Raw genomic sequence first — 25200 nt, forward strand, 5'->3', positions numbered from 1 at the left:
GATGAATGTGCGCTCAGACGACACGTCTCGTCAGCTCATCGACATAGCCGTGGGCATCTTGATCGGCGTACGGGGCTACTCCCGACCGGAAGCGTTCGACGAGCTGGTTCGCGTGGTCCGCGAAACCGGCATCGGATTGGGAAGTGCCGCTGCCGGATTGGTCGCAGTCGCCACCGGGGCGTCGACGGCCGAGCACGCCGAAGCGTTCGCTGCGTGGGGCGACGCGGTCGGGCGGGAACGGCGGGCGCTGAGCGCCGTCAGCTGAGCGCGCTCAGCTGACAAGCGACGTTCTCGCCGCAGCGAGGAAGTCGGCGACCAGCGGGTTCGTCTCACCGATCCGCGTCGCGACCACCACGCTGCTCACGGGGAAACCCTCGAGGGGGACCGTGGCCAGGTCCGGGCGGACCGAGCTACGGCGGTCGCCCACGGGAAGGACCGCGACGGCCTGGCCGCTTGCGACGAGTTCCATTCTGTCCTCGAAGCTTTCGACGACGGGACCGGCGGACACAGGCCCCGGGTCTGCTCGCTGGTAGGTCTCGACCGGGAAGACCGCTCGGGTTCCGCCGTGCGAGCAGATGATCGTCTCGCCCTTCGCGAAGTCATCCAACGACACGGACGTCCGGTGGGCCAGCTCGTGATCGGCGGGCAGGACCAGCATGCGCGGCTCCTCGTAGAGGACCGACACACGGACGTCGTCGGTCGGGATGAACAGCGGCGCCCGGGCGACGAGCACGTCGACCTGGCCGTCGGTGAACACGCCCTGTTCGTGGCATTCCAGGTGTCGGGTCACGATGTCGGCCTGCGGATGCGCTCGGCGCAGTTCGCGGACGGCGGGTGTGACGACGAGATCCTCGACGTAGCCGATGACGATCGTGCCCGAGGGCGCATGGGCACGCGCGGTGCGCGCCGCCTGGCGGGCCGCGTGCAGGAGGGCCTGCGCCTCGGGGAGGAACGCCGTACCCGCCTCGGTCAGCGTCGCGCCCTGCGGTGTGCGGTCGAGCAGGCGGACACCGAGGCGGTGCTCCAGGCGCTGGATCTGCCTGCTCAGGGACGGCTGCCCCACATGGAGTTCGTCGGCAGCGCGGCTGAAATTCGAATGCTTGGCGACCGCGGTGAAATACCGGACCAGCCGCAGTTCCAGATCGACGCCGAGATCGTTCACCCGCCGTCCAACCCGACGCCGATCGCGAGTATTCCGTTTCGGTATGGCGGGGTACCGAACAGGCCTTGGACAGCTGCCGCCGTGCGTCGAAGACTCGATGCCATGAGCAGATACGACGGCAAGAGCGTGGTGATCACCGGCGGAAGCAGCGGCCTGGGACTGGCCACCGCACGTCATCTGATCGACAACGGTGCCCGGGTGATGGTGACGGGGCGGAATCGGGACACGCTCGACGATGCCGCCCGCCAGCTCGGCGAGCGTGCGATCGCAGTGCAGAGCGACGCGGGCTCGCTCGCGGCGATCGATGATCTGGCCACTCGCGTCCGACGCGAATTCGGCACCCTCGACGCGTTGATCGTCAATGCGGGCATCGGCAGCTTCGACCCGTTCTTCGCGGTCACGGAGCAGACCTTCGACGACGTCTTCGCGATCAACACCAAGGGGCCGTTCTTCACGGTGCAGAAGCTCGCTCCGATGCTGACCGAGGGCAGCGGCGTGGTGCTGACGACCTCGATCGCGAATCAGACCGGCTGGGATGCTCTGAGCGTCTATTCGGCGAGCAAGGCGGCGTTGCGATCGATGGCCCGGACTCTCAGTAAGGAGTTGCTGCCGAGGGGAATTCGTGTCAACGCGATCAGCCCCGGCTCGATCGACACCGGCAAGCTCGAGAAGGAGGCACCGGAGAAGGCCGCGCAACTCAAGGCCGAGTTCCAGGCCAGCAGTCCGATGCAACGGTGGGGGCATCCCGACGAATTCGCCCCTGCGATGGCGTTTCTGGCCTTCGACGCGACCTATGTCGCAGGAATAGAGCTCGTCGTCGACGGGGGCGAATCACAACTATGAGCGGAGACGCGAACATGACTGTCTACGATGGGAAAAGGGTGGTCGTCACCGGCGGAACGAGCGGAATCGGGCTGGCCACCGCCAGACTCCTGCTCGACGGCGGCGCACGCGTGCTGGTGACGGGTCGAACCCCCTCCTCGCTGGAATCCGCGCGTGCGACACTGGGCCAGGGCGCCGTCGTCGTCGAAAGCGATGCCGTGTCCGGGATCGATGCGCTCGTGGAGCGGGTGAGGACCGAGTTCGGCAGCGTCGACCTGCTGGTCCTCAATGCGGGCGGCACCGATACCGCGATGGTCGCCGACACCGGAGAAGCGATGTACGACAGGCTTTTCGAACTCAATGCCAAAGCGCCGTTCTTCACGTTGCAGAAATTCCTTCCTCTGCTACCGGCGGGCAGCTCCGTAGTGCTCACGACGTCGGTGAGCAACACCAAGGGGATTGCGACGACCAGCGTCTACTCGGCGACCAAGGCGGCATTGCGTTCCATGACACGGACATTCGCCCGCGAACTCCTCGACAGCGGCGTGCGGGTCAACGCGGTGTCCCCCGGTCCGATCGACACCGGCATCCTCGAACGCACGATGTCGGCGGAGGCCGCCCGCGAGTTCCTCGAACAGATCAAGGCCACGAATCCGATGGGCAGATTCGGCGAACCCGAGGAAGTAGCCAAGGCGATCATCTTCCTCGGATTCGATGCCACCTACACCACCGGCACCGAGTTCCTGGTCGACGGGGGCGCATCAGATCTGTGATCACGGCCCCGTCGCAATCGTGCTGATCGCAACTCTCCGGAGCCGGGCCCAGGAGGCGTTACTGTCCGTCGACCTGTTGCCCGGCCTCGAGGACGAACCATGGCGAATCGGATTGACGACGTCGGTGATGCACGCACCGCCACTGACACGGGAAACCCCCCATCCCACCGGCGATTACGGGGCACCCTCGGCGTGTGGGGCATCGTTTTCGTCGTGGTGGCGGCGGCATCCCCGCTGGGCGTCATCGGCGGTCCGGTGCCGCTGGGTATCGCCAGCGGCAACGGGACGGGCTTTCCGGCGATCTTCATCGTCAGTACCGTTCTGGTGCTGCTGTTCGCGGTGGGTTTCACTGCGCTGACCCCGCATGTGCCCAATGCCGGTGCGTTCTACTCCTACATCGGCAAGGGCCTCGGTCGGGTCACCGGCTTCGGATTCGCCTTCGTCGCGCTGATCTCCTACCTCGCCCTCGAGATCGGCGTCTACGGTCTGATCGGCCAGGGTGCACAGGCGCTGTTCTCGTCCTACGGCGCACCCGACATCCACTGGGGTGTCTGGGCCTTGGTCACCCTGCTCGTCGTGACGGTGCTGGGGCATCGCAACATCGATCTGTCCCGCAACGTCCTGGGCGTCCTGTTGATCGCCGAGGTTGCCATCGTCCTCGTGTTGGACGCCGTCGTCGCGTTCACCGGAGGCCATGAAGGACTGTCGACCGGATTCCTGTCGCCGTCCGAGATCACCTCCGGCGCACCGGGAATAGCGCTGCTATTCGCGTTCTTGAGCTTCATCGGTTTCGAGGCCACCGCGGTGTTCCGCGACGAGGCGCGCGACCCCCTACGGACCATCCCCCGTGCCACTTTCGTCGCGCTGCTGCTGATCGGGGTGTTCTACACGGTGTCGACGTGGGCGTTGATCACGGCGTGGGGTGACAGCAGGGTGGTCGAGCAGGCAGCCGCCGATCCGTCGGGCCTGCTCCCAGGAGCCACCGAGGAGTATCTCGGTTCGGCTGGTCTGCACATCGTGCAGGTGCTGTTCGTCACCAGCCTGTTCGCCTGCATCCTGTCGTTCCACAATGTGGTGGCGCGCTACGTCTTCACCCTGTCGAACCGCAATGTGTTCCCGGGTGCGCTCGGCGAAGCCCACCCGCGCCACGCGTCCCCGCATCTGGCGTCGGGGATCGACGGCATCGTGGTGCTGCTGTTCGTGATCGCCGGCATCGCGTTGGGCCTCGATCCGGTGACCCAGTTCTACACGTGGCTCGCCGGTATCTCGACCGTCGGCATCATCATCCTGTTGATCGCCACCAGCGCAGCGGTTCTCGCGTTCTTCACCCGCCGGCGGCGCACCGGCGCCTCAGATGTCTCGGTGTGGCGGGCCTTCGTCGCGCCGGGCATCGGCCTCGTCGGCCTGATCGCGGTCCTGCTGCTCGTGTTCCAGAACCTGCCGACCCTGGTCGGCGGCTCGACACCGGTCGCGATCGGTGTCGTGGCGCTGCTCGTCGCGGCGTTCGCAGGCGGCGCCACGATCGCGGTGAGACGTCCGAACGTCACCCTCGATGTCAGCCAATCACCAAGCACGACAGCATCATCGGGAACCCACTAGCCCGCGTTGGCGACCATCGCCGTTGCGATGTCGGCCGCCTCGCCGTCGATGCGGTAGCCGCAGGCCCACGCCTCGACCGTCGCGTTCGACACCACGGACAGGGCATGCTGGCACTGCCAGCCCGCAGCGCCGGACTGCTCGGTCGTCTGGGTGAGCAGAGGCGCGCCGCCCTCGGTCACGTCGACGTCGACGGCACCGAGCGCCCAGCTGTAGTCGCCGTTGTTGGTGCCGATCGACTGATTCGCGCACCCCTGCCATGTCTGCGACGACGACTCGAAGAATGCCTGCGCGTCGCGTGCCGCCGGGTAGCGCACCGCGGTCTGCTCGACCCAGTGCTGGTTGTCGTCGTCCGGTTCTCGGGCGACCCTGTCACGTACCGCCGTCCAGCCCGAACCGGCATAGACGGGCTCCTCAGCTGCGTAGACGGCGCCGAGGCAGTCGACGTCGGACACACTGTCGGAGTGGTCGGTCATCTCGTCGACATCGCCGGCGACCTGCATCTGGGTGCTACCCATAATCCCGTTGACCTCACCGATGCTGAGCAGGAGCCGGTCCAGCGCGGCGTCGTCGAGCACGGGTACTTCGCGGCCCGCCCCGCTGGCCCGCACGGCTGCACCGTCGACCGTGCTGACGCACCCGGCCAGCACAGTCGATGCGGCGAGCAGCACACCGCTCACCCACGGCACAGATTTCACCGCGCCATTCTCGCACCGTCAGCGGTGCGCGGCGATCTTGTTCGCGATCAGTTCGGCGACGCCGACGGCGGACCGATCCTGGCCCGCGGGGCGTGGGTCGGCGATCTCGACCTCGACGATGCAGTCGCCGGCCAGGGCGACCGCACGGTGAGCGGTCGGCGACGCAGTACCCGCCGAGGTGTGCAGCACGTTAGCCGACACGATCTGACTGTCGTCGAAGGCCACGTCGGCGATCCTGCTGAGTTCGCCGGCTCCGAGCTGATCACGAGCGACCGTGACCCCGTTGCATCGCCGCCAGCGCTCGCTGGTGGTGGCGAAGAACGTTTGCGCGGCAGACGGGCTGCCCATCTGGACGATGCCGAAGAAAGCGCTGACCGGTGGTCCGTCGAAGGTGCCACCCGCCCAGGAGTTGGTGGCCACCGACTGGACGGGGCTGCCGTCGTAGACCGCCTGCTGCATCCGGTACGCGGCACCGAGGCAGTCGGGCGGTGACGCTTCGCCGGCGCCGACGCTGCGCAGCAGCATGTCGGATCCGCCCTGCAAGAGGTGGCCGGCGAAGCCGCTGGGTGGGGTGCCCAGTTGCGCCGCCAACTCGGGCGTCGTCGGGAGGAACTGGCCGAGCGGAAGAGCCGGTGTCGGTTGAGCCGCTTCGGCGATCCTCACCACGGGCCGGTCGTCCACCGGCGCGGCCGCACAGCCGGCGAGCACCAGGCAGGCGCCGGCAGCCGCCGCGAGTTTGATGGACACACCCCTTCGATAGCACGTTGGGCGTGCGGGCGCGACCGGTTCGGCGAGAACACGGTCGCCATCAGCGAACGCCAGCGTGGACTTCTGCTCAGCGGGATCGCAAATTCGCCCGCCGCCGAGATGGTGGCGCATTGGCGATGTTCGGCGCTGTCCGCGCAGGTCCGAGCCGCTATCGGGTGGCGCATTGTCGGCAGCGTGGCCGGCACTCACCGTGACGGCGACGGCTCGCGTCTCGGCCCCCTTTAGCGTCGCCACCAACGCTGTTCCGACAGGAGGTGAACGATGACCGAGCCCGCGCCGACTCCGTTGCGCAGACCGCGCGCCGACCAGGCACGCCTGGTGGCCGACGTCGTGCGCCACCAGATCCATGCCGGCGGTTATCCCGACGGTCTGCCCACCGAAGCCGACCTGGCCGCCGACTTCCTCGTGTCGCGCAACGCCGTGCGCGAGGCACTCGCGGTGCTCAAGGCCGAAGGCTTGATCGACCGGGAACCCAAGGTCGGTACCCGCGTCGCGGTCCGCAAGTACGACCACGGGCTCAATCACCTCGTGGGACTGAAGGAGACGTTTCGCGATTACGGCGACATCCGCAACGAGGTCCGCGCCTCGATGACGGTCAGCGCCCCGCCGTCGGTGGCGGCCCGACTCGCTGTGAAACCCGGTGACTCCGTCGTGTTCATCGAGCGGCTCCGCTTTCTCGGCGAGTTGCCCCTCAGCCTCGACATGACCTACCTCGCGCGTGACATCGGCGAGGCCGTCCTGGAGCACTCTCTGGAGCACAATGATGTGTTCGCCCTCATCGAGCTCGTCACCGCCCAGCGGCTCGGTGGCGCCGATGTCGCGGTCGAGGCCGTGTCGGCCGACCCGCATTCCGCCGCCATCCTCCAGGTGCCGCAGTCCGCGTCCCTGCTGCTCCTCGAGCGGCTCACCCACCTCGACGACGGAAGGCCCGTCGACCTCGAGTACATCCGGCTTCGCGGCGATCGAATCACGCTGCGCAGCAACCTGATCAGAGGAGAATGATGGCCCAGGTCACCCAGCGCGTAGACGTTCCCGTCACCATCGACGAATCCCTGTGCATCGAGGGATGCACGCTGTGCGTGGAGATCTGCCCGCTGGATTCGCTGGCCATCAACCCCGCCAACGGCAAAGCGTTCATGCATGTCGACGAATGCTGGTACTGCGGGCCGTGCGCCGCCCGCTGCCCCACCGGCGCCGTCACCGTCAACATGCCCTACCTCCTGCGATGAGAACGCCGGCACGTTCGATGAAACGCCCACTCTCTCTGCTGCTCACCGCCGTCACCACCGCTTCGCTGGCCGCATGCTCACTCGGCGGTCAATCATCGTCGGCCGACACCATCCGCGTCGTCGTGGGATATCAGTCCAAGACCATCAACACCGTGACGGCCGGAACACTGCTGCGCGCCAAAGGTTTTCTGGAGAAGCGACTCTCCGACCTCGGAAAGTCCTCGGGCACGACCTATCAGGTCGAATGGCAGGACTACGACACCGGTGCGCCGATCACCGCCCAGATGGTCGCAGAGAAGATCGACATCGGCTCCATGGGTGACTATCCGCTACTGATCAACGGGTCCAAGACCCAAGCCAACGAGCGGGCACGCACGGAGTTGGTGTCGGTCACCGGCTACAGCCCGACGGGATCGTTGAACATGGTGGTCGTTCCGCCCGGTTCGCCGGCCCGCACCATCGCCGACCTGAAGGGCCAGAAAGTCTCAGCCAGTGTCGGTTCAGCCGGGCACGGCACACTCGTGCGTGCACTCGATAATTCCGGCATCGACCCCAAGAACGGGGTCGAGGTGCTCAACCAGCAGCCGCAGGTCGGCGCGTCCGCGCTGGAATCCGGTCAGGTGAACGCACTTTCACAATTCGTGGCATGGCCCGGTCTGCTCGCGTTCCAGGGTAAGGCGACGTTGCTCTACGACGGCGCTGAGGGAAAGTACCCGACCTTCCACGGGGTCGTCGTACGCCGTGATTACGCGAGTGGCCACCCCGAGGTGCTCGATGCGTTCCTCCAGGCGCAGTTGGATGCGACCGACTACCTCAACCAACACCCTCTCGAGTCGGCCAACCTCGTCGCCGAGAACAGTGGACTTCCGCCGGAAGTCGTCTATCTGTACAACGGCCCCGGCGGCACCAGCTTCGACGCCACCCTGAAACCCTCTCTCGTACAGGCTCTTCAGGGTGACGTGCCGTACCTGCAATCGATCGGTGAGTTCGCGCCGCTCGACGTGCCCGGTTTCGTGAATGCCGATCCGCTGAAGAAGGCGTACGCCGACCGAGGCCAGGACTACGAAGCGACCCTCGACAAGACCGCGAACCCCTCGGTGCTGCGCGGCCGTGATCCCGTGTGCGGCCTCGAGGTCACCGATGCGGCGCTCGCGGGAGAAGTGTGGATCGATGGCAAGGACACCACGCAAGCGGCGGCGAACCCCGACTGCCTGCTGCGCGCCGTCCGCGATGCCGCCGCCAGAGGTGACACCGTCCGCGCTGCCTACGTGCCCGATTCCGAGTTCGGCACCCGCTGGTTTGCCGACAAGTCCGTCTGGGTCCGCGATGGCACTCGCCACCTACCGTTCGACACGGCGGCGGGAGCAAGCCGCTACACCGCTACGCACCCCGGCGCGGTCGTCGTCGACTACCAGCAGGCCTTGGCGGGTGCAGTATGACGACGGTCCCGGCGGTGCTCGGCGCCGCGGAACAGCCGGCGACAGTGGCGCTGCCACCCCCACCGGCACGCCGCCGCAGTTGGCCGTCGGCGCTGGTGCGTGTCGCGTCGGTCGCCGCCGCGATCGGGCTGTGGCAGCTGCTGACCGCCAACGACGTGCGGTTGTGGCTGCGGTTCGACACTCTGCCGACCGTCACCGAGATCGTCCACGCGTTCGCCGCGCGACTGGGCACGCCCGATTACTGGCTCGATCTCGGCCAGTCGCTGATCCGCATCCTGACCGGCTTCGGGTTGGCCGCGATCGCCGGCGTGATCACCGGCATCCTGCTCGGTCGATCGCCGAGGTCGGCCGACGTCCTCGGGCCGTTGACCGAACTGGCCCGGCCGATCCCCGCGATCGCGATCGTTCCCGTCGCGATCCTGTTGTTCCCCACCGACGAGGCCGGGATCGTGTTCATCACGTTCCTCGCTGCCTACTTCCCGATCATGGTGAGCACCCGCCACGCTGTCCGAGCCCTGCCGACCCTGTGGGAAGACTCCGTGCGCACGCTGGGCGGAACCCGTCGAGATGTCCTCGTCCGGGTCGTTCTGCCCGGCATTCTGCCCGGTGTGTTCGGCGGATTGTCCGTCGGAATCGGAGTCGCGTGGATCTGCGTCATCTCCGCGGAGATGATCTCCGGCAGATTGGGGGTCGGGTACCGGACCTGGCAGGCCTACACCGTGCTCGCCTATCCGGACGTGTTCGTCGGCATCATCACCATCGGCGTGCTCGGATTCGCCACCTCGGCCGGGGTGGAACTGGTCGGGCGACGCGTGACACGGTGGCTCCCCCGGGGCGAGGAGAACGACCGGTGACCGGGATGAGTCTCACGCTTCGCGACGTCACCCTCAGCTATGGCGGCGCCCCCGTGGTCGACGGACTGGACCTGACTGTCGCGCCGGGTGAGATCTTGGTGTTGACCGGCCCGTCGGGGTGCGGCAAATCGACGGTTCTGCGCGCTCTGGCCGGCCTCCTTGCTCCGGATGCGGGGGTTGTGCTGGGCGACGGGGATCCCATCGTCACGACCTCGCGCGACCGGTCCATGGTGTTCCAGGACAACGCGCTGTTGCCGTGGCGCACCGTGCAATCCAACGTCGAACTCGCGCTCGCCCTGGCAGGCCGACCCCGACGGTTCCGTCGTGAGGAAGCGCTGAGGTGGATCTCCGACGTCGGCCTCGCCGGTTTCGAGGACTACCTGCCCAAGCGCCTGTCCGGTGGCATGAGGCAGCGTGTCCAGTTGGCCCGCGGGCTGGCCGGCGCGCCCCGCGCGGTCATGATGGACGAACCGTTCGGCGCGCTCGACACCCAGACCCGCGCCACGATGCAGCGACTGCTCATCGACACCTGGTGCGCGCATCCGACCACGATCGTGTTCGTCACTCACGACGTCGACGAAGCACTGCTGCTGGGCGACCGCGTCGCCGTACTAGGCCGCGCCGGTCAACCGCTGCGCGCGCTGCTCGACGTTCCCAATCCTCGCGATCCCTCGGTGCCGCGCACTGCGCTGCGCGCCGAGGTCATTGCCGCACTCGAGAATTCGGAGTTGGTGTCCTGATGCAGATTCCCTCGCTCGACGACGCGATTCGGCTCGACTGTGACGTCCTGGTCATCGGGGGCGGGACAGCCGGCACGATGGCCGCGCTCACCGCCGCCGAACACGGCGCGAACGTTCTGCTGCTGGAGAAGGCCCACGTGAGGCATTCGGGCGCGCTGGCCATGGGCATGGACGGCGTCAACAATGCCGTGATCCCCGGCAAGGCCACCCCGGAGGACTACGTCGCCGAGATCACCCGGGCCAACGACGGAATCGTCAACCAGCGCACCATCTATCAGACCGCCACCCGCGGTTTCGCTATGGTCCAGCGCCTCGAACGTTACGGGGTGAAGTTCGAAAAGGACGAACACGGTGAGTACGCCGTGCGCCGCGTGCACCGCTCGGGCTCCTACGTACTGCCGATGCCCGAAGGCAAGGACGTCAAGAAGGCCCTCTATCGCGTGCTGCGGCAGCGCACGATGCGGGAGAAGATCCGCATCGAGAACCGGTTGGTCCCGGTGCGGGTACTCACGTCGGCGGGCCGCGCGGTCGGTGCGGCCGCACTCAACAGCCGCACCGGCGAATTCGTGGTCGTGGGAGCCAAATCCGTGATCCTCGCGACAGGAGCGTGCGGACGGCTGGGGCTGCCCGCGTCGGGTTACCTGTACGGCACCTACGAAAACCCGACCAACGCCGGTGACGGTTACGCGATGGCTCTGCATGCGGGCGCCGAACTGTCGGGAATCGAGTGCTTCCAGATCAATCCGTTGATCAAGGACTACAACGGTCCGGCCTGCGCCTACGTGGCGAACCCGTTCGGCGGATACCAGGTCAACGCTCTCGGAGAGCGCTTCGTCGACTCCGACTACTGGTCGGGTCAGATGATGGCCGAGGTCAAGAGCGAGATCGAATCCGCGCGCGGTCCGATCTATCTGAAGGTCAGCCACCTGCCCGACGAGACGCTGTCGACGCTGGAAGGCATCCTGCATTCGACCGAGCGCCCCACCCGCGGCACCTTCCACGCCAACCGCGGTCACGACTACCGCACCCACGACATCGAGATGCACATCTCCGAGATCGGCTTGTGCAGTGGCCATTCCGCGTCCGGAGTCTGGGTGGACGAGAACGCTCGCACCACGGTGCCTGGCCTGTACGCGGCCGGCGACCTCGCGTGCGTCCCGCACAACTACATGATCGGGGCTTTCGTCTACGGTGAGCTCGCGGGTGCCGACGCTGCGTCCACCGCCACGGAACTGGCTGCGCCGCAGAAGCTGCCGGCAGATCAGATCACGGCCGCGCACGAGCTGATCTACCGGCCGCTCCGTCAGCCCGACGGCCCGCCCCAGCCGCAGGTCGAGTACAAGCTGCGACGGTTCGTCAACGACTACGTGGCGCCGCCGAAGACGGCAGCCAAGCTGTCATTGGCGGTGGAGACGTTCGAGCGGATGCGCGCCGAGGTCGCCGGCATCGGTGCCACCACACCGCACGAGCTGATGCGGGCTGTGGAGGTGTCCTTCATCCGCGACTGCGCCGAGATGGCCGCCCGGTCGTCGCTCACCCGCACCGAATCCCGGTGGGGTCTCTACCACGACCGCAGCGACCTGCCGGACCGCGACGACGAGGCGTGGCGCTACCACCTCAATCTGCGCAAGACGCCCGGCGGTGAGATCGAATTCCTCAAGCGCCCCGTCGCGCCCTACTTCGTGCCCGTCCCCGGGCTCGACGAGATTCCCAGCGACACAGACGAACCGGTCGTGATCACCGAGCCGGCGCTGGTCGGCGGACGGGCACCCGCGTCAGAACTGTCGCGGGTGATCGACTCTGCCGGGCCGCCACCCTCGCCACGGATCGCCGCGGTCCTCGCGCTCGACGAGCCGTCCGTCGACGATCTCGCGCAGTTCTTGACCGACGATGACCCCGGAGTGCGGCGCACAGCCGTCGACGTCCTGACCGAGCACCTGTGCGATGGGTACGCCGAACCGCTCGTCGGCGCCCTGTCCGATGACGACGCCGGGGTCCGCAGGGTCGCTGCAGACGGGTTACGCGAACTGGTCGAGGTGTTGCCGAGCCCGGAATCGGTTGCCCATGTCGTCGATTCGGCCGACGCGGGGGTTCGAGGCGCCGCGATCTACGTGTTGAGTTCGCGCCGCGTCGGTGACGTCGAGACGTATCGCCGCCTGGTCACAGACCCCGATCATCGGGTCCGCATCGAGGCCGTCCGCGCGTTGGTGTCGGTCGACGACGCGGACGGCGTGGCTGCCGCACACACCGATCCCAACCGGGAGGTGCGCATCGCGGTGGCCGGTGGTCTGGGCACACTGCGGGCAGGCGCGCCGACGGTCCGGCTGCTGCTCGACGATCCCGACCCACTGGTCCGCGCTGCGGCGCTGGCCGCGATCGGCGACATCGGCTGGCACGAGGGTGACGGAGCGACCGTCGAGCAGGCGTTGGGCTCCTCCGCCTGGCAGATCCGTCAGGGGGCGGCGCGGGCGCTGGCCGGCGCACCATCACCGTCGGCCGCCGTGCCGCCGCTCTCACGTGCGCTGACCGACCCGCACCTCGACGTCCGCAAGGCCGCGGTGCTCAGCCTCACCCGGTGGGCGCCGTCGGAAGAGGCCGCGCGCGCGGCACTGACCGGTGCCCTCGATGACGGCGATGCCGATGTCCGGGCTTATGCCCGCCGAGCTCTGGAGTCCGCACACTGACCATCACGAGCGGGTGAGATAGCGCGTGCGCTCCCAGTCGCTGACGTGCCCGAGATAGGCGTCCCATTCGCTGCGTGCGAGTACCGCGAAGTCCAGCACGGACTGTTCACCGAGGATGTCGAGAATGGTGTCGTCCTGGATGGCGAGCGCCACCGCGGTGCCCAGCGAATCGGGCAGGGGCACACCCTTGCCGTACAGGTTTCCCGCGGCGGGTTCGGGTGGCTCCCGACGGGCCTCCAATCCTGCGACGACGGCTGCCAGGGCTGACGCGACAAGCCAGTACGGGTTGGAATCCGCCGCGCCGGAACGCAACTCGATCCGCGACGCCTCAGGCGCGTCGTCCACGAGCGAACGTATCGCCGCGCTGCGGTTGTCCCGGCTCCAGTTCACCGTGTCGGGAGCGAACGTGTCCGGTGCGAAACGGCGGTAGGCGTTCACCGAGTGAGCGCCGAACAGCGTGATCGACGGGAGATGCTCGTACAAGCCGGCGATCGCGTAACGGGCGATCTGGCTCTCGGCGCCGTTGACCGCCGCGAAGACCGGGCGGTCGCCCTCCCAGAGCGAGATGTGCAGGTGCGCAGACGAGCCGGAATGTTCGGAGAACGGTTTGGGCATGAAGCTCGCGAGCTTGCCGTGCCGGCGCGCGACCTCTTTGGCGGCGTACTTGAGACGGGCACTGTCGTCAGCGGCGGCCAGCGCGTCGGTGTAGACGAGATTGGTCTCGACCTGACCTGGTCCGTATTCGGTCTGGATGCCCTCCAATCGCGTGAAGGCGCTCAGGGTCTCGTAGAGGTCGGCAATCAGGGGGTCGAGCCCGTTGGCGTTCTCGAGCGAGTACGCCTGGATGGCGTCGATGATCGGTGTGCCGTCGGTCTCGAGCAGGTAGAACTCGAACTCGACACCGATCTTGGCCGTGTAGCCGAGGTTCGCCAGTCGCGCCAGCACACGTTTGAGCACGCCGCGCGGATCGAGCAGCGACGGCGTGCGGTGGTGGGTGACGATGTCGGAGATCACGTGCCCCACGCCGGGGCGCCACGGGAGGCGGGTGAAGGTGCTGAGGTCGGGAACGGCGTAGACGTCCGGGTAGCCGCCGGCCCAGTTGGTCAGCGCCAGCGAATCGATGACCGTGCCGTCGGTGTTCCAGGCGAGCGCAGCTTCGCAGAAGGCGAAGCCGGTACCGGTGGCGCGGTCGAGGAACTGTCGAGCCGGTATCCGCTTGCCTGCGGAGTGCCCGAAAGAATCACTCCAGGCGACCTCGATCTCGGTCAACGTGCCGTCAACGATGCCGCGCCGCACGTCGTCGACGGCCACGCTCGGCCCGGCGATCTGCGTCATCGCGAACTCCTTCCGGCCGTACGCCGCGTCGGGGCGACGCCGCGCTCTCGGGGTGTGGTTGCACCCCACACCCCGTACCGTTCCGGAACGCTCATTGCGTGCTCACGGCAGCGGGACAGCACCGGGCAAGTGCGGCAGATCCGTTTGGCTTCTTCCTCATGGCGCCGCCGGATCGACCGATGATCGCTCTCGGGAAAGAACAATTCGGACGGGAACTCCAGGCAGCGCCCGTGCAGTTGCCAACTCCAGAATTCGTCCGGCGGCTCGATGGGCAGTGCAGCAGTCACCGTGGCATCGTCTCCGACCTCGCCGTGGCCCCCCAGATATCTGCTCGACGTGAGTGATAACGCACACCTGCGCGCTCGGTGGCAGCTCGCCCGGGAGGTCGTAACCAGACACCGTGGTTTGATTCGCCGTGATTCAAATGCTCACAGCGAATCACTGGGCCTGTCACAGTCTCTTCCGGCCCTCGCGGCGCAGTCTCCTGCCGCGCTTTCCCGTCAGCACGCGGTCACAGCGAGCGCGCACCACAGGAGGTCCTGTGTTCCACCCATCGAATCTGTCGCCTGGCATCGGCTTTGCCCTGATGCTGGGCTTGGGCGCATTCATGTTCTTCGTCGCCTATGTGGTGAAGTCAATGGTGAAGAACACTCACGATTTCGTGATCGCTGACCGCAGAATCGGTTTCGGCTTCGGTGTGGGCTCCGTCATCGCTGTGTGGACGTGGTCGATGGCGGTGATGATGTCCTCGGCACAGGCCTTCACCTTCGGGACGTCAGGTCTCATCTGGTTCGTCGTGCCCAACGGTCTGGCGGTGATGTTGATGGTGCCGTTCGCGATCAGGCTGCGCCGTCAGATGCCCGCCGGGTACACGATCGTCGAGTTCATTCGCGAGCGATTCCAGAACAAGCCCGCGACCACGATCGCGTTGGTGGCGATGCTGCTGGGTCTGCTCGCCGAGATCTTCATCAACCTGTTCGGTGTGGTCCTCGTGATGGGTGTGGTGTTCGGCATCAACCCGACCGTCGTCTTGATCGTCACCCTTGCCACCGTCACGATCTACTCCTACTTCGGCGGGTTGTGGACCTCGGCGATCACCGCCACGTTCAACACGCTGCTGATCACGGTGCCGGCGGCCATCGTGGTGCTGTACGTGCTGGCCAAGGTGGGCGGGCCGAGCCTCGTGTTCCAGAAGGTCGACCAGGCGGGCCCGAACACCTTGAACGCGTTCGACGGTGCCGCGGCCGCGGGCTTCGGCATCTCGCTGTCGCTGGGCCTGCTCGCCTCGACGATGGCCGACCAGACGTTCTGGCAGAAGGCCTGGGCGCTCAAGCCGGCGACGTTGGGACGCACCTTCGTGTGGGCCGGCTTGTGGTTCTACCCGATTCCGATCGTGCTCGGCCTGCTCGGCCTGGTCGGTCTGGGCTACGGCGTCAGCCTCGAAGATCTCGGCGCGGCCGGCCCCGGCGGCGTCGGACCGTACGTGATCAGCCACCTCGGGCTGCCGATCGTGCTGATCGCCCTGTATGTGCTGATCATCCTCAACGCGTGCTACTCCTCGATCGACGGCGCATTCTCGGCTCTGTCCTCCGTGGTGGCCGTGGACATCCTCAAGCGGGCCAAGCCGGACATCGCACCGAAGACCCTGTTCCGATGGACCAAGAGCTCGATTCTGATCGCCGGCGTCATCGGCGGCGTCGTCGTCAGCTCGGGCATCGACTATGTTGAACTCGTCAATACCGTCTACTTCATCAAGGCGGCGCTCATAATTCCATTGGCACTGGCGATCTTCTGGCGGCGAATGACGGCGCAGGCCTTCGTGTCCAGCCTCGTCTTGGCAGTGGCCGTCGGCTACCCGGTCCGCGAATTCGTCGGTGAGTTGCAGGGAATCATTACGTTGGAGGCGATCTCCCTGGTGGCTGCCGTGGGAATCAGCCTGGCGCAACGTCAGACGTTCGACTTCGCTTCCCTGACCCGCCGGAATTCGGCGCTGATCGAATCCGACCACGCGGTCGACTTCGGCGGAGCGATCGTGCCCGAGCGCGAGATCACCAGCGGCGACCCGGATCCGGTCCGATGATCGCGTTCTGGATCGCCGTCGCGATCGGTGTCGTCGTCGCCGCTGTCTACATCACTCTCGGCGTGCAGGCGTTCGGACGGGTGCGTCGCGAGGTGCTCTCCGACGCCGCCGTCGGCGACCGCGCCGGACTCCCGCTCGATTCCGGGGACGCGCTACCTGAAGGCGGCTTCACCTGGAAAGCCGTCGGCGCAGTGCTGGCCTCGACGCTGGTGATCGTGCTGCTCGGAGTCAACAGCGTTTTCTGGTACTTGCCGCCCCTGCTCGCCGTCGGCGCAGCCGTCGCCGTCATCACCGCGTTCCTTGTGGAACGCCGGACACAGAACGAGAGTTCATGAGCACGAAGAAAATGCACCTGCTGGGCTTCGTCCAGCACGGGGTGATGAACCACGCGTCGACGATGTGGGCGCACCCCCGGGACAAGGTGGGCTACCACTGGTCGCGGCCCGAATTCTGGCGTGACCTCGGCCGCACGATGGAACGCGGACTGTTCGACGCGATGTTCATCGCCGACGAGCTGGCCCCCTACACCACCTACAAGGGAAATTCCGATCCCGTCGTCAAATACGCCGGGCAGTGTCCGGTGCATGAGCCTGCGACACTGGTGCCGATCATCGGGGCGTTCACCAAACACCTCGGGATCGGCATCACGTTGTCAACGTCCTTTGTGCCGCCGTACATGATGGCCCGTCACCTGTCCACGCTGGATCACCTCACCGGCGGCAGGGTCGGTTGGAACATCGTGACGTCGTACTCCAAGAGCGAGTTCCAGGCGATGGGCAAAGAGAACCTGACGCCACGGGACAAGCGATATGAGGTGGTCGAGGAGTACATGCAGCTGCTCTACCAGCTCTGGGATTCGTGGGACGACGACGCGATCGTGTACGACCGCGAGAACGGGATCTTCGCCGACCCTTCGAAAGTCCGCGAGGTCGACTTCCGGGGCGAGTTCTTCCAGTCCAAAGGTCGCCACTTCGTCGCTCCGTCACCGCAGCGGCGGCCCGTGCTGTGGCAGGCCGGGTCCTCCGAGCAGGGGCGCGAATTCGCCTCGAAGCACGCCGAATCCGTGTTCGGCATCTTCCCGACACCCAAGAGCATGCGGGCCTACGCGGACGACATCCGAACCCGCGCCGACAATCACGGCCGCGATCCGGATTCGGTGAAACTCATCTACGGTCTGCAGACGATCATCGACCGCGACAAGTCGCGGGCCAACGACCGCTACGCGGAGTTCGTCGAAAAGGTGCAGATCGAAAGCGCACTGGGAATTCTGTCCGGCCACACAGGATTCGACTTCTCCACTCTCGGCTTGGACGACAACGTCGTCGACGCCGACGTGCAGGGCATCCGAGGCCTGTTCGATGCGATTCTCGAGGCCAAGGACGGGGCGCCGGTGACCGTGCGCGAGGCAGCGCAGATCTACGGCGTGTCGATGGGTGCGCCGGTCGCGGTGGGGACCCCGTCAGATGTCGCCGACCAGATGGAGCAGTACGTCGACGAGGGCGGCTGCAACGGGTTTATGATGCTCGCGACTGACACGCCAGGCTGTTTCACAGACATGACCGAGCTGCTGGTGCCGGAACTGCAGCGCCGTGGCCGCTTCCGGACCCGCTATCCCGGAACGACGCTGCGCGAGAGCCTGCAAGAGTACTGAGTTGCGCAAGGCCCACTTTCTGGCATTTCTGCAGCACGGCGTCAGCAGCCATTCGGTGGGAATGTGGCGCCATCCCCTCGACAAAGTCGGCTACGATTACGCGTCCCCGAAGTACTGGCAGCACATGGCCCGAACTCTGGAGCGAGGGCTGTTCGACGCGATCTTCCTTGCCGACGAGCTGGCCCCGTACAACTCGTTTGCCGGCAGCTCCGATGCAACGGTGCGCTATGCGGTGCAGGCGCCGACCCACGAGCCGGGTGCCTTGACGACCGTGATCACCGGCGCCACCGAGCATCTCGGGGTCGGTGTCACGCTGTCGACCGCCTTCGAGCACCCGTACTCGATGGCGCGCCGGCTCTCGACGCTGGACCACCTATCGGGTGGCCGGGTCGCGTGGAACATCGTAGGGTCTTACTCCCCATCGGAGTTCGCAGCTTACGGCGAGCAGATGCCCGAGCGGTCGACCCGCTACGAGCGGATCGCTGAGTACGTCGACCTGTGTTGTGCGCTCTGGGACTCGTGGGAGCATGGTGCCGTTGTCGCCGACCGGACGAGTGGAATCTACGCCAATCCCGACAAGATTCGCGAGATCGACTTCACCGGGAAATACTTCCGCTGCCGCGGGCGGCATTTCGTCGCGCCTTCGCCGCAGGGCCGGCCGGTGCTGTGGCAGGCGGGTTCGTCAGACGAAGGGCGCCGGTTCGCAGCGGCGACCGCCGAGGCGGTGTTCGCGATCCATCCGACGGTCGAGACGATGCGTGACTACACCCGCGATATGCGAGCGCGTATCGCAGCGGCGGGACGCGACCCTGCGTCGGTCAGGTTCTACTACGGCGTGCAACCGATCGTGGCACTCACCGACGCCGAGGCGCACACGAAGGCCGAGTATCTGGAATCGCTGGTACACCCGGAGGCGACGCTAGCGATGTTGTCCGGACAGTTGGGCATCGACTTCTCCACCTACGATCCGTCGACGCCGTTGGACGACATTCCGGTGCCGGGAATCCAGGGCGTCAAGGACGCTCTGGTGGCGAGCGGCGCAGGTGCCGGCGTCACGATCGCCGAAGCCGCACACACATACTCGTTCCGATTCTCGATGCCGCAGGTGATCGGTTCGCCGGCCACGGTGGCCGATCAGCTCGAGCATTTCATGGACGACGGTGGCGCTGACGGCTTCATGGTGCTTGCGACCTACACGCCGGGCTGCTTCGAGGAGTTCGTCGACATGGTGGTGCCTGAACTGCAGCGGCGCGGCCGTTATCGGCACGCTTACCCGGCAAAGACGCTCCGCGACAACATACTCAGCGACTAGCCGTCCTCACGTCCAGGAGATCAAGATTGCACCTATGGCAACGAAGGCCACACCCAACGCAAGAACCGTCCACGCCCACCGTTCGGACATCCTCGTGACCGACAATTCCGCGATGACCCACGGCGTCGCTGGATCCTCCATGTCCACAGGCTAGGAAAAGCGGCTTGTCACCGGCGCGTGGAATAGACCGACGGCCGTCATTGTGGTCTCAAACAATCTCTGCTGTAACGATTTTCGTGGCATCAGCAAATCAGATCAGCCTGAGGAAAAGCAGCGAGGGGATCGAACGGTCACGCCTTGAGGGGTCGCCCCAGCGGCAGGGCACGTCCACCGGTTTCCTGCCAGAGCGCGGCCACCCAGAAGTAGATCACGAAGGCGACGAACACGAACACGGCCCATCCGCCGAGCCGGGTGGCGGCCACACTTCCGGTCACGTTACCCAGCAGCAGAAGCGCCAATGCGACATCGACCACGGCGAACAGCACCGGGAAGGTCCACGGAAGTCGGACCGTCAGGACCGTGAGGATTCCGATGGTCAGCAGCCAGCTCGCCAACCACAGGGACACCGTCTCCTGTACGCCGGCGGCCGGGATGCCGAACCAGTTGTGCGCCAGACCCAGCGACAACACCGAGTAACTCCCGTAGAAGCCGAAGAACGTCCCGTAGATCGTCGCGGTGACGTTCTGCCGCAGGGCGGCCGCCCAGATCGTGGTGATCAGCAACCCCACCGCCGTCCCCGACAGTAGGACAGGCACGGGTGCCGCTGCCGTCGACACGATGCCGGTGTTGGTGAATCCCAGCCCCACCGCGCCGGCGATGATGAGCGGCAGTCCGATCAGACCAGGGTTGCCGTCCGGCGGCGCCACGGTGTCCTCCGTGCGATCAGCGACGGAAAGTGCTGTCAACGAGGGTGATTCGACGATGTCGGTCATGATCTCTCCTGAGGAAGGTCAACGGGTGGCGAGTGCGGGCTGACGGGCGGCGCTGTAGCTCTGCCACGCATCGAGAACGACGGTGAGCTGCTCCGGTGTGTGACGGCCCAGGCCGCACTCGGTACCGATACCGAAGTGCGGGAGGAACTCCGCGGCCAGTGCAGCTCGTTCGAGCGCGCCGGCAGCTCCGTCTTCGGCGTGCAGGAGCCCGAGGTAGAACTCGGTCTGCGGTTCGATCGCGAGGGCGCTCAGCGGCTGCCAGTGAGCGCGCCTGTTCCAGGAGGCCACGGTGGCGGCCTGGATCGCGTCGATGCGGCGCGACACGTGCCGAGACAACCCGTTGGCGAGCGTGACGATGGCCGAGGCGTCGCGAGGCAGGACATGCCGGCCGCCGCGTGCGGCAGCTTCCTCGTCGGGCGGATCTCCCATGAACGGCGACGCGCCGAACTTCGAGTCGCCGTAGCAGAAGTGGAACGCCAGCTCGGCGTCATCGTGGACCCATGCGGCGAGCCGAGCCGTCGCCTCGAAGATCGGCTCCACGTCACCGTAGGGGTTGGCGAACCAGCCTTCGATAGTGGCCAGTTCGGTGGGCAGATCCCACTGGATGGCGAGGTCGGACGGCGGGACGAGTTCCTGCACGCGCTGCACGCTCGCGCGCAGAGAGCGTTCGTAGGCGTTGGCGATGGCCACCTGCGAATCCCACTCGGCGAAAGAGTTCACCGCGTTGAACGGGGTCGGGATCGACACGAGGAACCGGGAATTCTCGGCCAGCACACCATCCCGGCGCGCCGCGGCGAACCGGCGATACGAATCGGCGGCGATCGAGTGGTAGTCGACCGGCCCGAACTCGACCGCCACACCGGCGCGCACACGCGCACGCCCGTCGACCACGTCGAGGGTCGGGTTGTTCAGGAAGTGATCCGCCTGTGTCAGAACCCAATTGGCACGCTCGCCGGGTTCGCCATCGGGAACTCGGGTCACGCCGGGTTGAAGTCGAGCACCCACCAACGCGAACGCGTCGTCGACGGTGGCCACGTTGATACTGCCGGTGAGGTAGAAGCCGGTCATCGGGAAGTCCTTCGTTGGTCGGGTGGGGGTCAGAGCAGAACGCCGAGCCGCGGCGGGACGGTGCCACGCAGTGTGTGGTTGCCGAGGTGGACGTACTTCCATCGCGCCGGGTCGTGCAGTGAATGCACCCGTACGTTGCGCCAATGCCGATCCAGCGCGAACGCTCGATCGGTGGCGGAGGCTCCTGTGAGTTCGAAGATGCCACTGGCGATCTCCACGGCGAACTCCTGGGCCAGCGCCTTGGCGGCGGCCACGCTCAGTGAGGCCGCCGCTGCCCCGTCACGGGTGACCGCCGGCGCGGCGAGCGCATCGTCGACCAGGGTTGAACCGCGGGCGAGCAGAGCCTCGAGGGCGTAGAGCCGGGCGGTGAGTTCACCGAATCGACGTACGACGTGTGGCTCTTCGTCGGCACGTTCGACCCCGGCTTCGAACCAGGGGCGGCTGCGGGTGGTGACGAAGTGCGCGCCCTCGTGCAGGGCGGCCCGCGCGATGCCGATATCGATTGCGGCATGCAGTGCCTGGTCGAAGGCGCCGAGCACCGACGGTTCCGCGGTCACCGGATCAGGGGCGGGACCTTCGTCCACGACGAAGGTTCCGTCGACGACGACATCGCTGAAAATGACCTCGCCACTTGCCGTTCCGCGCTGTCCGAAGGCATTCCACCGATCCAGGTTCAACGTCACGCCGGCGTCGGTGGGGCGGACGAACACGGTTGCCCCGTGTGCCGGCGCAGTATCGCTAATCGTCGCTGCGACGGCGATCCACGAAGCGCCGAGCGTGCCGGTCGCGTAGTACTTCGTTCCGTTGAGAAGCCACGATCCGTCATCGCGACGCGCCACCGTGGTCCGCCGTTCGACGCTTGTGCGTGTGCCGCGCTCGACGGTGGCGTTACCGAGCTGGGCGCCGGAGAGCACATCACGATAGATGCTGGGCGCCGGCTCGGAGTGCCCGAGGCCTCGGATCGCTTCGAGCACGACATAGTGTGACAGCAGCAGTTGAGCGACAGCAGAATCTGCAACCGCGAGGATGCGCAGCACCTCCACCACCGACGCCCTCGGAAGGTCGGGCCCGCCGAAGTCGTCTGGAACCGAGATACCGAGCAGGCCCGACCTCGCGACGTCCTGCAGAGCTACTTCCGGCCAGACGCCGTCGATTTCACGCTCGACGACGCCGTCTGCGATGTTCGCCGCAACTGCCGTCGCGACATGCAGCGCTTCGTGAGCCGTTGACAGCAGCGGTGGTCTCGTGATCGTCGTCATGCGGAATACGCTATGGCGACAATGCGATTCGCGAAACCCGCATCAAGCGACGGTCAACGGCCGTGCAGAATCGCTGTAGACCCCGTCCGTGGAGAGCCGAGCCCCCACGGATCGCGTCAACGACAGCAGAGTGGCCAATATTGTGCCGTCCTCGGGAGTTCTACTGGTGGCAATGGAAATTCGACGCGCGGGACGGTATCCAGCAACCCTGCGGACGATGACGTCGGCGCGCGTACTTCCGACCGCCAGCGACGGGACCAGCGAGATGCCCACGTCGGCGGCGACCATGCCCTGAACTGTCGTGTAATCATCGGCGCGGAAGGCCACTGCGGGAACGAATCCCGAGTGCCGGCAGGTCTTCTGAAAGACGCGCACATCGGGACAGTCCCCTGTCGCCGTGCTGATCACCCACTGGTCGTTGGCGAGTGCGGAGAACGGCACTTCCGCGAGGCCGGCAAGGCGGTGCCGCGCGGGCAGAACGACCAAGAACTCGTCGTCGTATACGGGAACGATGTGTAGGCCAGGGACATCCGGACGTTCACCGGGCACTGAGGTGATGATCGCGGCGTCGGCTCCATCGGCGGTGAGTAGCGTGACGGCGTCCTCGGGATCGGCTGAGAGGAGCTCGATCTCGACGTCGGGGTGCTGACTGCGAAGCTGCGCCAGGGCCGGCGGAAGGATCGTTGCCGCCGCGGAGGCGAACGACGCGATCCTCAACCGGCGGGCACTCCCGACGGTCAGCATCTCGAGATCCCGTTCCGCCTCGGCCACCGCTTTCAGGATCGCCTCGGAGTGGTCGAGGAGGCGTTGACCGGCGGCGGTCAACCGCGCCCCGTTGGGCCCGCGGTCCAGCAGAACCGCGCCGACGTCGCGCTCGAGCGCACTGATCTGTTGGGACACCCCAGACGTCGTGTAGTTCAAATGCCCGGCCGCCGCGCTGAGGGAGCCGCGACCCGCGACTTCGGCCAGCACCACCAACCGCCGGATGTCGAACACCCCGCCAATCTATGGTCGACGCGGCCGCCGTTCGAGAGTTGCGCTCATGACGACGAAATCGGCCCTCAGTACGCCGATGCGACGCCGTCGGGGCGGATGCCGTGGTGGCGCTCCGCGACGTCGGGGTGGGCGCGAGTACGCGACTTCCACGCGTTCTCTCCATACGTGTTGAAGATCGGATTCGCCGGGTCCGTCTCGACGCCGCGCGAGAGGGCGGCCAGCTCGGGTGGGAGCGCGATGATCGGCACGAGCGCATCCAGGGCAGGGTTGAGGAAGAAAGGAATCGACACCCGATCGGTTCCCGGCCGCGGCGCGATCACTCGATGCCGGGTGGCGCGCAGGTAGCCCCCGCTGGCGACTTCGAGCAGCTCACCGATGTTCACGATGAAAGCGTCCGCGACCGGTGGCACGTCGACCCAGGTGCCGTCCGAGGTCTCCACCTGCAACCCTTCGGAATCCGGCTCTACCAGCAACAACGTCAGCACCCCGGAATCCTTGTGGGCTCCGACTCCCTGCTGGGTCTGCGTCGTCCCGGGATACCGCACGACCTTGATCAACGTGGCCGGTGCCGTGGCGAAGGCGGGATCGAAGACGTCCTCCTCGGCGCCCAGCGAAACCGCCCAGTGCCGAAGCAATTTCAACCCCACGGCAGATAGCGCACGGCTCCACTGCTCGAAAGCAGGGCGGAAGTCCGACGGTCGCTGCGGCCACAGGTTCGGGCCCTGCAGACGCCAGTAGCCTTGCGCGCCCTCGAGGACGGGCCGCTCGGGACCGATGTCGATCTGCTCGCGCCAGTCGACGAGCCCGTTCGTCAGTTCGCCGCCGAGCCGCGAATAGCCCCGGAATTGCGGGCTTTCAAGCTGGCTGATCTGGTTCTTCTGAACGATCGGCAACGCGAAGAAGGCACGAGCCGCCGCCAGCACGCGCGCGAACTGTGCCGAAGCCACGCCGTGTCCAGTGAGGTAGAAGAAGCCGCTGTCATGGGCGGCCTCACGCAGCTGGGTTCGGAAGCCTGTCGGATCCGAGTCGGCGGAGGCCAGGTCGAGTACCGGGAGCACCAGGCCATCATCGACGTGATGGTCGGTGGCTCGCTACCGACTTCGATCGATCCGCGACAGTCGTGAAGCAACACTGGACACTCGTGTGCTGGCCGCGACGTCAGGTCCGGTCGGCGTTTCTGGCCATCTCGGCCACCGCCGTGGCCGCCTCGTTGGTGACACCCGGCCCGCACACCATCGCCTCGACGACTGTCGCGACCGCGGCTCCCATCGCATGCTGGCACTGCTCCCCCACGCGGTCCGACCGCGTCGTGCGCTGGCTGGCGATGCCGTCGCTGTCCTCGACCGGTTCACGCTCCCAGGTGACCGGGGAGCGCCCGCCGGTCGTCACCGGCACACCCACGCACACGTCCCACGACAGTCTCGACATGTCGAGAATGCGCGCAGCGTCCTTGGCCGACCGGACGACCACCACGCTCTGCTGCACCGAGCCGGCGGGCGATTCCGACGTCCTGGTCAGGACCGCCGTCGGCGCGCCGTCCCGGTACATGTTGCGGTCCGCGATGTTCACCGTCTGCACGCACCCTGGCGGCCGGGTGCCGTTGGCCAGCTCGTCGGTGAACTCCTTACCATCGGGATCGCTGCGGAACCCGCTGGTGTGCAACAGTTCATCGAGTTCGACATCGCCGAGCAGCACGGAATCCAGCCCGCCCGACGGGGCGGGCACCGCGGTACCCGCGACGCCTCCGCTGCACCCGGTCACGAGGGCGGCCAGCGCCACCACGAGCCCGCGTCGCACGTCGG

The 25200-nt window shown here is 66.7% G+C and carries 25 protein-coding genes; 14 read left to right on the plus strand and 11 right to left on the minus strand.

The genetic code is table 11. The annotated features are described in order from the left end of the window. Position 1: 1 nt before the first annotated feature. Entirely contained in the window at positions 2–265 is a 264-nt protein-coding gene (locus ACZYYX_RS25095) for an ANTAR domain-containing protein (RefSeq protein WP_463817439.1), read from the plus strand. A gap of 6 nt (positions 266–271) precedes the next feature. On the opposite strand, the gene ACZYYX_RS25100 is transcribed toward ACZYYX_RS25095, so the two are convergent. After that, positions 272–1162, minus strand: a complete 891-nt coding sequence (locus ACZYYX_RS25100) for a LysR family transcriptional regulator (RefSeq protein ID WP_463817441.1) — start codon at positions 1160–1162, stop codon at positions 272–274. A 102-nt stretch (positions 1163–1264) separates the two neighbouring features. Between ACZYYX_RS25100 and ACZYYX_RS25105 the strand changes: the two genes are divergently transcribed. The 3 genes from ACZYYX_RS25105 (at position 1265) to ACZYYX_RS25115 (ending at position 4356) form a co-directional block, all read left to right on the plus strand. Next, complete coding sequence (locus ACZYYX_RS25105) at positions 1265–2005, plus strand: SDR family oxidoreductase (RefSeq protein WP_463817442.1); 741 nt, start codon at positions 1265–1267, stop codon at positions 2003–2005. A gap of 14 nt (positions 2006–2019) precedes the next feature. After that, positions 2020–2757 (plus strand): SDR family oxidoreductase, encoded by a 738-nt coding sequence (locus tag ACZYYX_RS25110; protein ID WP_463817443.1) that lies wholly within the window; start codon positions 2020–2022, stop codon positions 2755–2757. A 99-nt stretch (positions 2758–2856) separates the two neighbouring features. Further along, positions 2857–4356 (plus strand): APC family permease, encoded by a 1500-nt coding sequence (locus ACZYYX_RS25115; protein ID WP_463817444.1) that lies wholly within the window; start codon positions 2857–2859, stop codon positions 4354–4356. On the opposite strand, the gene ACZYYX_RS25120 is transcribed toward ACZYYX_RS25115, so the two are convergent. Together ACZYYX_RS25120 and ACZYYX_RS25125 are read right to left on the minus strand one after the other, a co-directional pair. Continuing rightward, positions 4353–5051, minus strand: coding sequence for a sensor domain-containing protein (locus ACZYYX_RS25120; protein WP_463817445.1), 699 nt, complete (start codon positions 5049–5051; stop codon positions 4353–4355). The genes ACZYYX_RS25115 and ACZYYX_RS25120 overlap by 4 nt on opposite strands. 18 nt (positions 5052–5069) lie before the next feature. Continuing rightward, positions 5070–5798, minus strand: a complete 729-nt coding sequence (locus tag ACZYYX_RS25125; protein ID WP_463817447.1) for a sensor domain-containing protein — start codon at positions 5796–5798, stop codon at positions 5070–5072. A gap of 282 nt (positions 5799–6080) precedes the next feature. Here ACZYYX_RS25125 and ACZYYX_RS25130 point away from each other — a divergent pair, with 282 nt between their 5' ends. The 6 genes from ACZYYX_RS25130 to ACZYYX_RS25155 are packed head-to-tail and all read left to right on the plus strand — an operon-like array spanning position 6081 to position 12765. Further along, positions 6081–6821: a GntR family transcriptional regulator gene (locus ACZYYX_RS25130; RefSeq protein ID WP_463817448.1), complete on the plus strand. Its 741-nt coding sequence runs from the start codon at positions 6081–6083 to the stop codon at positions 6819–6821. Next, positions 6821–7048, plus strand: a complete 228-nt coding sequence (locus ACZYYX_RS25135) for a 4Fe-4S dicluster domain-containing protein (protein ID WP_463817449.1) — start codon at positions 6821–6823, stop codon at positions 7046–7048. The genes ACZYYX_RS25130 and ACZYYX_RS25135 overlap by 1 nt, the downstream gene beginning before the upstream one ends. A 17-nt stretch (positions 7049–7065) precedes the next feature. Next, positions 7066–8487: an ABC transporter substrate-binding protein gene (locus ACZYYX_RS25140; protein WP_463817450.1), complete on the plus strand. Its 1422-nt coding sequence runs from the start codon at positions 7066–7068 to the stop codon at positions 8485–8487. After that, entirely contained in the window at positions 8484–9341 is an 858-nt protein-coding gene (locus ACZYYX_RS25145; RefSeq protein WP_463817451.1) for an ABC transporter permease, read from the plus strand. The genes ACZYYX_RS25140 and ACZYYX_RS25145 overlap by 4 nt, the downstream gene beginning before the upstream one ends. A 5-nt stretch (positions 9342–9346) precedes the next feature. Continuing rightward, the gene (locus ACZYYX_RS25150; RefSeq protein WP_463817454.1) at positions 9347–10081 is read left to right on the plus strand and encodes an ABC transporter ATP-binding protein; all 735 of its coding nucleotides are present in this window, start codon (positions 9347–9349) and stop codon (positions 10079–10081) included. Further along, complete coding sequence (locus tag ACZYYX_RS25155; protein ID WP_463817767.1) at positions 10078–12765, plus strand: fumarate reductase/succinate dehydrogenase flavoprotein subunit; 2688 nt, start codon at positions 10078–10080, stop codon at positions 12763–12765. The genes ACZYYX_RS25150 and ACZYYX_RS25155 overlap by 4 nt, the downstream gene beginning before the upstream one ends. Positions 12766–12768: 3 nt before the next feature. Here ACZYYX_RS25155 and ACZYYX_RS25160 read toward each other — a convergent pair whose 3' ends face one another. Both ACZYYX_RS25160 and ACZYYX_RS25165 read right to left on the minus strand, forming a co-directional pair. Then, positions 12769–14100 (minus strand): glutamine synthetase family protein, encoded by a 1332-nt coding sequence (locus ACZYYX_RS25160; RefSeq protein WP_463817456.1) that lies wholly within the window; start codon positions 14098–14100, stop codon positions 12769–12771. Further along, positions 14097–14387, minus strand: coding sequence for a WhiB family transcriptional regulator (locus ACZYYX_RS25165; RefSeq protein ID WP_463817457.1), 291 nt, complete (start codon positions 14385–14387; stop codon positions 14097–14099). The genes ACZYYX_RS25160 and ACZYYX_RS25165 overlap by 4 nt, the downstream gene beginning before the upstream one ends. A gap of 254 nt (positions 14388–14641) precedes the next feature. Here ACZYYX_RS25165 and ACZYYX_RS25170 point away from each other — a divergent pair, with 254 nt between their 5' ends. Genes ACZYYX_RS25170 through ACZYYX_RS25185 form a run of 4 tightly spaced genes read left to right on the plus strand, consistent with a single transcriptional unit; the run spans position 14642 to position 19143 of the window. Continuing rightward, positions 14642–16180 (plus strand): sodium:solute symporter family protein, encoded by a 1539-nt coding sequence (locus tag ACZYYX_RS25170; RefSeq protein ID WP_463817459.1) that lies wholly within the window; start codon positions 14642–14644, stop codon positions 16178–16180. Further along, positions 16177–16515: a hypothetical protein gene (locus tag ACZYYX_RS25175; RefSeq protein ID WP_463817460.1), complete on the plus strand. Its 339-nt coding sequence runs from the start codon at positions 16177–16179 to the stop codon at positions 16513–16515. Before ACZYYX_RS25170 ends, ACZYYX_RS25175 begins: the two co-directional genes overlap by 4 nt. After that, entirely contained in the window at positions 16512–17831 is a 1320-nt protein-coding gene (locus ACZYYX_RS25180) for an LLM class flavin-dependent oxidoreductase (RefSeq protein WP_463817461.1), read from the plus strand. The genes ACZYYX_RS25175 and ACZYYX_RS25180 overlap by 4 nt, the downstream gene beginning before the upstream one ends. 1 nt (position 17832) lies before the next feature. After that, the gene (locus ACZYYX_RS25185; RefSeq protein WP_463817462.1) at positions 17833–19143 is read left to right on the plus strand and encodes an NtaA/DmoA family FMN-dependent monooxygenase; all 1311 of its coding nucleotides are present in this window, start codon (positions 17833–17835) and stop codon (positions 19141–19143) included. A 290-nt stretch (positions 19144–19433) separates the two neighbouring features. Here ACZYYX_RS25185 and ACZYYX_RS25190 read toward each other — a convergent pair whose 3' ends face one another. The 6 genes from ACZYYX_RS25190 to ACZYYX_RS25215 form a co-directional block, all read right to left on the minus strand. Next, the gene (locus ACZYYX_RS25190; RefSeq protein ID WP_463817463.1) at positions 19434–20075 is read right to left on the minus strand and encodes a GPR1/FUN34/YaaH family transporter; all 642 of its coding nucleotides are present in this window, start codon (positions 20073–20075) and stop codon (positions 19434–19436) included. Positions 20076–20093: 18 nt separating this feature from the next. Continuing rightward, positions 20094–21143 (minus strand): hypothetical protein, encoded by a 1050-nt coding sequence (locus tag ACZYYX_RS25195; RefSeq protein WP_463817464.1) that lies wholly within the window; start codon positions 21141–21143, stop codon positions 20094–20096. Between the two features lie 29 nt (positions 21144–21172). Continuing rightward, positions 21173–22402 (minus strand): acyl-CoA dehydrogenase family protein, encoded by a 1230-nt coding sequence (locus ACZYYX_RS25200; RefSeq protein WP_463817465.1) that lies wholly within the window; start codon positions 22400–22402, stop codon positions 21173–21175. A 42-nt stretch (positions 22403–22444) separates the two neighbouring features. Continuing rightward, positions 22445–23398, minus strand: a complete 954-nt coding sequence (locus tag ACZYYX_RS25205; protein ID WP_463817466.1) for a LysR substrate-binding domain-containing protein — start codon at positions 23396–23398, stop codon at positions 22445–22447. Between the two features lie 65 nt (positions 23399–23463). Further along, complete coding sequence (locus ACZYYX_RS25210) at positions 23464–24456, minus strand: isopenicillin N synthase family dioxygenase (protein WP_463817467.1); 993 nt, start codon at positions 24454–24456, stop codon at positions 23464–23466. Between the two features lie 100 nt (positions 24457–24556). Next, a complete protein-coding gene (locus tag ACZYYX_RS25215) occupies positions 24557–25195 on the minus strand; it encodes a sensor domain-containing protein (RefSeq protein WP_463817468.1) in 639 nt (212 codons plus the stop codon). Positions 25196–25200: the final 5 nt, after the last annotated feature.

The sequence above is a fragment of the Mycobacterium sp. IDUB_1 genome (genome assembly GCF_055419625.1).